Origin of the sequence: Collimonas fungivorans (genome assembly GCF_028292705.1) — a bacterium.
Lineage (GTDB): Bacteria > Pseudomonadota > Gammaproteobacteria > Burkholderiales > Burkholderiaceae_D > Collimonas > Collimonas fungivorans_B.
In genome coordinates this window covers 1-7,502 of sequence record NZ_JAQGLV010000116.1, presented here as the reverse complement: position 1 = coordinate 7,502, position 7,502 = coordinate 1, and the positions used below count along the sequence as shown (strand labels likewise).

The 7,502-nt window shown below is 61.1% G+C and carries 7 protein-coding genes and 1 pseudogene; all 8 read right to left on the bottom strand.

Features of this window, described 5'->3' with window-relative positions; genetic code table 11:
* Positions 1-804, bottom strand: an 804-nt coding sequence (locus tag JWQ61_RS05600) for a delta(1)-pyrroline-2-carboxylate reductase family protein (protein WP_304359655.1), incomplete at its 3' end; no start/stop codon positions are given.
* Between the two features lie 45 nt (positions 805-849).
* Entirely contained in the window at positions 850-1,860 is a 1,011-nt protein-coding gene (gene lhpH, locus JWQ61_RS05595; RefSeq protein WP_304359654.1) for a trans-3-hydroxy-L-proline dehydratase, read from the bottom strand.
* A gap of 138 nt (positions 1,861-1,998) precedes the next feature.
* Complete coding sequence (locus JWQ61_RS05590; protein ID WP_304359653.1) at positions 1,999-3,126, bottom strand: branched-chain amino acid ABC transporter substrate-binding protein; 1,128 nt, start codon at positions 3,124-3,126, stop codon at positions 1,999-2,001.
* Between the two features lie 245 nt (positions 3,127-3,371).
* On the bottom strand, positions 3,372-4,187 hold the full coding sequence (locus tag JWQ61_RS05585) for a transporter substrate-binding domain-containing protein (RefSeq protein WP_304359652.1): 816 nt from the start codon (positions 4,185-4,187) through the stop codon (positions 3,372-3,374).
* A 22-nt stretch (positions 4,188-4,209) separates the two neighbouring features.
* A complete protein-coding gene (locus tag JWQ61_RS05580) occupies positions 4,210-4,983 on the bottom strand; it encodes an ABC transporter permease (RefSeq protein ID WP_061541420.1) in 774 nt (257 codons plus the stop codon).
* A gap of 51 nt (positions 4,984-5,034) precedes the next feature.
* The gene (locus JWQ61_RS05575) at positions 5,035-6,042 is read right to left on the bottom strand and encodes an ABC transporter substrate-binding protein (RefSeq protein ID WP_304359651.1); all 1,008 of its coding nucleotides are present in this window, start codon (positions 6,040-6,042) and stop codon (positions 5,035-5,037) included.
* Positions 6,039-6,812, bottom strand: coding sequence for an ABC transporter ATP-binding protein (locus tag JWQ61_RS05570; RefSeq protein WP_304359650.1), 774 nt, complete (start codon positions 6,810-6,812; stop codon positions 6,039-6,041). The genes JWQ61_RS05575 and JWQ61_RS05570 overlap by 4 nt, the downstream gene beginning before the upstream one ends.
* 168 nt (positions 6,813-6,980) lie before the next feature.
* Positions 6,981-7,502 (bottom strand): annotated as a pseudogene (locus JWQ61_RS05565) (SDR family NAD(P)-dependent oxidoreductase); the annotation flags it as partial.

Below are 7,502 nucleotides of genomic sequence, written 5' to 3'. Positions count from 1 at the left end.
CAGTTCGCGCACCTTGCTCCAGTCGATCTGTGCCTGCAGCAGATCGCCGGCTTCATGTTTGGCGCCAGCCAGGCAATCGACCACCACGGTGCGGCTGTGCAAAAGCTCGGCCGGAAATTCCACCATGTCCGGCTTGAAAGCGCCGACGCCTATCGCCAGCGTAGTAGCGGCGATGCCGACCGGTATCACGGCGGTGCGCGAAGTGGTCAGGGCGATCACGACATCGGTGTGCGGCAAATCGGTGGCTAACGCAGCGGCAGCCATGGCCTTGACGGCAATCTGCGGATGCCGCTGCTGCAAGGCTTCGCAAAATGCCTGGGTCTTTTGCAGGTCGCGCGCGGCGACCCAGAATTCGGTGACGCCGAAATACTCGACCAGGCCGTCGGCATGAGCGATGGCCTGCACACCGGTGCCAATCAACAATGCTGATTTTGGTTTTGACGGCAGCAAAGCTTCAATACCGAGCAGGCTTACCGCAGCTGTTCGCCTTGCAGTAACGGTGGGGCCATGCAGCAGCGCCAGCCGGCGGCCGCTGGCGGCATCGAACACCACCACTTCGCCCTGGATCGCCGGCAGCTGGTACTGGGCGTTGTTGGCGTGCACGGTGATCAGCTTGGTCATGCCGATGTCGGCAGCGACGGCCGGCATGCATAGCAGCACGCTGGCCTTGTCGATTTCCACCACCATGCGTTCGGGGGCGTTGATCTCGCCTTCGCGCAGCTGCTGCGCGACCTTGACCAGCGCCGGCACCAGTTCGGCATAAGGCAAAGCGGCGGCGGTGCTTTCAGCGTCGAGGATTTGCATATATCGGTCCATCCAAAATCGGGCCATCCAAATTAATCAGCGCAATTAGCGCAGGAAGAAACCTTGCGGGAACGGATCGCTGTCTTCCAGCACCCACTGGTTGAAACCCATGATGTGCGCATTACCGGTGACTTCGGTATGCACCGCATCGAACTCCCCGACCTTGGTGGTGCCGGTCACGCGCACCCGGAAACAGCTGCCGACGATGCTTTCATTCACCAGCACCTGGTTCAGCGCCAGCTTCTGGCGCAGGAACAATTGCGCGGCGCGGCCTGATGTGCCGGTGCCGGTCGGCGAGCGGTCCACTTCGCGGTCGGCGAAGATGCAGACATTGGCCTGGTCGGCGCCGGGATTGTTCGGCGCGCCGTCGATGATGGTGCCGTACAGGGTATCCAGGCCCGGCTCCAGCGGATGCTGGATTTTCACCTTGTCCTTGACTGCCTGCTTGGTTTCCGCGCCCAGCTGTATCAAGCTGCGCACCTGCTCCGGCTTGATCTTCACTCCAGCCTGGTCGGCGTTCATGTAGTAATAAAAAGCGCCGCCGAACACGATGTCGCCAGTCACCTTGCCGAAGCTCGGCGTCTCGACTTCGACGTCGCGCCGGTAGATGAATGCCGGCACGTTGCGGAAAGTAACGGCGCCGGCGCGCTGGCCGTCCCACTCGACCTGGGCTTCGATGAAACCGGCCGGCGTATCGAAACCGATGCGCGTCAGCGGCATGGTGCGCTCGACATGATTGAGTTCGACCAGCACCTTGCCCAGCGCGATGATGCCGTGGCCGCACATGTCGCTATACCCTTCGTTATGGATGAAGATCACGCCAAAATCGGCGGCCGGCGTGACCGGCGGCAACAGGTAGGCGCCGTACATGTCGGCATGGCCGCGCGGTTCGTTCATCAGGAACTGGCGCAGGTCGTCGCGCTGCGCCTTGAGCCAGCTGCGGCGCTCGAGGATGGTCTTGCCGGGCACCGGCGGCAGGCCGGAAATAACGATGCGCAGCGGCTCGCCGCCGGTGTGCGCATCTACCGTATGTATGGTTCGTGTGTAACTTAGCATGGGAATCTTGTATGAGAGAGCCGAGGGTGTTCAAGCTGCATCTTGATGCGGGCGGAAAGCGCGCCGCGCCTCCCGCCCTGCCTTACTTCTGTGACACGCCTGGCGGCATGGCCGCCAGCGCTGCTTCTTGTTAACTGCTTAGTAGCTGGTGAGCGCTTCCGGCACGCCGCCCTTGAAGCGGAACACCGTCACCGGCGATTGCTTCAGGTCGTGGTTGGCGTCGAACTCATAAGAGCCGGCTACACCCTTGTAGTGAATCTTTTCCAGCGCCGATACGTATTGCTTTGGCTCTACCGAGTTGGCGTCCTTCATCGCCTGTGCGATCACCATCATGCCGTCGTAGAACGAAGCAGCGTAGGTTTCCGCAGGACGGTTGTAACGCTTCTGGTAGTCGGCCGCAAAGGTTTTGCCCGAAGCCAGCTTGTCCAGCATGGCGCCGCCCTGGGTGCAATACACCTGGTCGGTAATCGCATCACCGCCCAGGCGGCCCATCTCCGGCGCGCAAATGCCATCGCCGCCGAGGAACTTGGCGCTCACGCCCAACTGCTTCATCTGGCGCATCATCGGCCCGCCCTGCGGCGAGTAACCGCCGTAGAAAATCGCGTCCGGTTTCTTCGACTTGATGGAGGTCAGGATAGCGGTGAAATCGGTTGCCTTGTCGTTGGTGAAGTCGTTGCCGAGCACCTTGATGCCGTTGGCCTTGGCGACTTTCGAAAACTCTTCCGCCAGGCCCTGGCCGTAGGCGGTGCGGTCGTCGATGATCGCTACTGTCTTGATCTTCAGTTCCTTGGCTGCATACAGCGCCATCTTGCCGCCCAGCTGGCTGTCGCTGGCCGCTACCCGGAATACCGAGTGAAAGCCTTGCAGGGTCACTTTCGGATTGGAGGCCACGGTGCCCATCACGATGCCGGCGTCGTTATAGACGCGCGAAGCAGGAATGGTCACGCCGGAATTGTAAGGACCGACCACTGCCTTGACGCCCATGTCGACCAGCTTTTGCGCTACGCCGACACCGGCGCGCGGATCGGCCTGGTCGTCTTCCATCTGCGCTTCGAACTTGATTTTCTTGCCGCCGATTACCATGCCCTGGGTATTGAGCTTTTCGATCGCCATGGCCAGGCCGCCCTGGTTGTCGCGGCCGGCAGATGCCTGCGGGCCGGTCAGCGGGCCGCTGAAACCGATCTTTACTACTTGTGTCTCCTGCGCCATAACGAGCGCTGGGAATGCAGCCAACATAACCATCATCAGTTTGGTCCGTGCGTACATGGCGTATCCTTTCGTCTGTCTTTAATAATAGTGTTTTTTTAATATCGGCACCCATCGTCAGGCGTGGGAAACCGGGGACGTCTCTTGCAGATCGAATCCTAGCAGGGACGCCGCCACATTAAATTCTTTTATGCGGCGGCTTCTCCGTAGATTCGATGGCAAAATGACTTGATCCAGCAGGGATTCTAGTTGCTATCCGGTGGCAGGGGAAACAAATTGGCAGGGAGCGGCGGGAATAGGCGTGGCTAGTGGCAGTCGGGCACGTTCTGGTCCAGGTAGACCTCGAACGCGACATTGCTGATCCATTTTTTTCGATTGCCGGCCCAGTAGCTGCTGTCCAGCGTACCGGCCGTCTGCTGCAGGTAATCGCCCAGTCCGGTATCGGCCCGCCTTACCGCAAAAGTCAGCGTGGCCGGGCTGGCAGGCAGCGGCAAGCTGGCCGAAAACTTTTTCCATTCGGGTAAATCCAGCATGCCGTTCAGGACCGTGTCGTCATGCACGGCGGCGTCGCAGGCCCCGGTCCGGAGCGCCAGCAAGGCATCGGCCGGCGCTTTATATACTTTTTCAACGGCGCCATAAGCGGCCGCCATGCTGCCGACGTAAGTCCCGCCTTGCGCCACGCAGACACTGCGCCCGCGCAGCTGCGCCAGGCGCTTGATATCGGTATCGCTGCGCATGATCAGTTTGGGGTTCGCCTGATAGGCTGTCGGCAGCAGTCTTGTGCTGGCACCGAGCGCCTCGGCGTCAGCCTGCTTCAGGTTCAACAGCAGCAGGTCGACCTTGCCCTGCGCCAGCAGCTGCTGCCGGTCCCGCATCGTCACTTTCACCATGTGCAGCCTGACGCCCAAGCGTTGCGCCAGGTCGGCGGCGACGGTTGTGTCGAAACTTTCTGCAGTCCGGTATTTTGCGCCGGCGACATGTGCCGGCGCGACATAGCTGACGCCGACCACCAGCTGGCCGCGCTGCCTGATTTGCTGCAAGCTGGCCGCCGTCGCGCTGAGCGGCAGCGTGCAGGCCAGCAGCAACAGTAAAAATCGGCGGAAGAAAAACGGCGGCTTCATGATCCTCGATCAGACGTACTGCTCATATGTATTGATAACGCAGCACCCTGTGCTTCAGGTTTTCCAGGATGAACTGGTCGATCAGCGCCGCCAGGATTGCGATGGCGAGGATGTTGGTCATCACGCCGACCATGTCGGCGGTTTCGCCGGCATAGGCCAGGGTCCGTCCCAGTCCCTTGCCGAAGCCGATCAGCATTTCCGCCGAAATCAGCGCGCGCCAGGCATTGCCGAACGCCAGCTGGGCGCCGGTGATCAGCTCCGGCATCACTGCCGGCAGGTACACCCGTTTCAGCATGTCCCAGCGCGTGGCGCCCATCACCCGCGCCGCCGAGACGTGCACTTGCTGCACGCTTTCGGTGGCGTTCATGACGCTCAGCGCGGCCGGGAAAAAAGCCGCCATCGCCACCACCACCATGATCGGCAGGTTACCGAAGCCCATCAGGATCAGGAACAAGGGCACCCAGGCGATCGACGGGATCGATTGCAGGATGATGATGGCCGACTTCAGCACTTCACGGAAGAAAAACAGCACCGCGCCGACCAGGCCAAAGCCGATGCCGAACAGCATCGCCGCCGCATAACCGCCGCCGAGCCGGGTCAGGCTGCCCCACAAGGCGGTGCGGAATTCCGGCGTCAGCGCTTCCTGCCACAAGCGTCCCAGCACCGGCAGCACGCCAGGCATCAGGAAATCGGGCAGCGACCAGGCGGCGATCTGCCACAGCAGGAAAATCAGCAGGATAGCCAGCAGCATGGCGAGTTTTTTGCGATAACCGACCAGCCGGCTTTGAGTGCTCATAGATAAACCAAAACAATTCTTGTGTAATGAAAAAAGCTGATTGCGCAACGATCAGAGCTTGCGGTCTTTTTGCCAGTCGAGATCGATAATGGCATTGACGTTGAACGGCTTGCCGTCGCGCGTCTTGAGCGAACCCTGGTCTTGCAGGATATTTGCCAGCTCCTGCATGCGCGCCAGCTCCTTGGCGGTCAGCACGGCGCTGAAGGTCTGGCTCTTGATAGCGTCACGGATCACCGTTTCGCGCGGCAGCTCGCCCTGCTTCAGGGTTTTCAGGGTGGGATCGGCGATGAAATAGCTGGCGATCAGCTTCGACGCCGCGGCCGGATCTTTCTGCAGGAGTTCGATCGCTTCACGCTGCGCATCCAGCGATTTCCAGACCGCGTCGCGGCGCTTCGCCAGCGTTTCGCCGGAAGTGATCACCACCATGCAGGGGAAGGGCCAGACTTCGCCGACTTCATAAATCTGCTTCACCGGCGCCACCAGTTTGGCGATGCTGGCTTGCGGCTCGAACAGGAAAGCGGCGTCGACCCGCTTGCCTACCAGCGATTGCACCGCCACCTGCGGACTGACGCCGAGGATGTTGACGTCGTCGGCTTTCAGGCCGGCGTTCTTGAGCGTCACGCCTTTCAGTACGGTGTCGGCGGTGCTGCCTTCGGCCTGCGAAGCCAGGGTGTGTCCCTTCAGCCCGGTCACATCCTTGATGCCGCTATCCTCACGCACCACAATCGCGTGATAGCCATGCTGGGCGCCGGCCACTACCTTGAGGTCGGCGCCTTTGGAAGCCCAGGCCGCGGCGTTGGTGAAACCCAGCACGCCGCTATCGAGCTGGCCGCCGACGATGGCCTTGATCAGATCGGTGCCCGACTTGAACTCGACCAGTTCCACTTCCAGGCCATGCTTCTTGTAGAAGCCGCCTTCAAAGGCAGCAATCGCCTGCGCATCGTCCATGACACGCAGATAGCCGATCTTGAATTTTTCGGCGGCGCCAGCGTGTCCAGCCAGCGTCAGCAGAAGCGCCGGCAGGATGAACAGCCGTTTTAGTTTGACGTTAAATATCATGCTGCGATTCCCTCAAGTTTTTTTGCGAATGCGTCTTGCTCTGCGTGAATCCCCAGCAGGCAAAGAATTTCCCGCCGGATGGCGGAAAATTCGGATAGATCGTGGGTTTTCTCGTGCTGGTTCAGGTTGAACTCGCGCAGCACCGTGGCCGGGCGCGGGCTGAACACCAGGATGCGGTCGGCCAGGAACAGGGCTTCGTCAACATCGTGCGTCACCAGCAGCACGGTCGGCCGTTCTTCGCGGATCAGCTGGCGCAGGGAATCCTGCAGGGTCATGCGGGTCAGTGCGTCGAGCGCGCCGAACGGCTCATCCAGCAACAGCACTTTGGGTTTGGTGATGAAAGCGCGCGCCAACGCCGCGCGCTGCCGCATGCCGCCCGAGACCTGGTGCGGATAATAAGCCTCGAAACCTTGCAGGCTGACTTTGGAGAGCCAGTCGCGCGCCTGCTTGCGAGCGCTGGCCTTGCCGACTTTCTGCAGCTCCAGCGCCAGGGCCACATTCGCCTCCAGCGTCAGCCATGGATACAGCGCGTTTTCCTGGAACATCAGCATGCGTTCGGGATGCGGACCCTTGATCGCCTGGCCGTCGGCCAGAACCGCGCCGCTGGTAGGCGCGCCGAGACCTGCGGCCAGATGCAGCAGGGTCGACTTGCCGCAGCCGGACGGACCGACCAGGGCGACCAGTTCGCCCTCCTCGATTTCACGGCTGAAATCGGCGATCACCGGCAAGCCGGAGAACTGCTTGTTGACATGCTTGAACGATAACTTCATGGGGAATTGGCGCCTTTGCGTCGCACGGCAACGCTAAGCCTAAGTTGGCGAGCGCATATAAAGTGGATTTTTTATTTACTTTTCACTTTATCGGGCAACTTTCCGTCTTACAACAACTTATAACTTCTATGCTTATGCTAAAAACAGATATAGAAGCTTGCCATAGAATTATTGCTGAGCGGTTGGCCCTGCGGCCGCAGCCATTGCTGGCAAAGCCGCCGGCACGTCCGGATAACGCAAGCGCACGCCCAGCTCCAGCTTGATGCGCCGGTTCTGCAAACGGCGCGACTCAGACATGAAGGACAGCAGCATCGGCGACACCACCTGCTCCATCTCGGCGCGCGGCAGCCGCGGCGACGGCGGCAAGCCGAAAGCCTGGGCGACCAGGTCGAAGTATTCCGCCATCTTCAGCTGTGAATCGTCGCTTGCATGGTAGACGCGCAGGGGCGCGGCCTTGAAAACCGCTGCCACGATGATGCGCGCCAGGTCATCGGCATGGATGTGATTGGTATACACGTCGTCGGCCGCGATCAAGGCCGGGGTCGCCTTCTGCAAGCGCGCCAGCGGCAGCCGGTCGGCGGCGTAAATCCCCGGCACCCGCAGGATCGCCAGGCGTCCGCTGCGGCGCCGGGCCCAGCCGCGCAATACCTGTTCGGCATCGACACGGCGCCTGGCGCGGCCGTTGTGCGG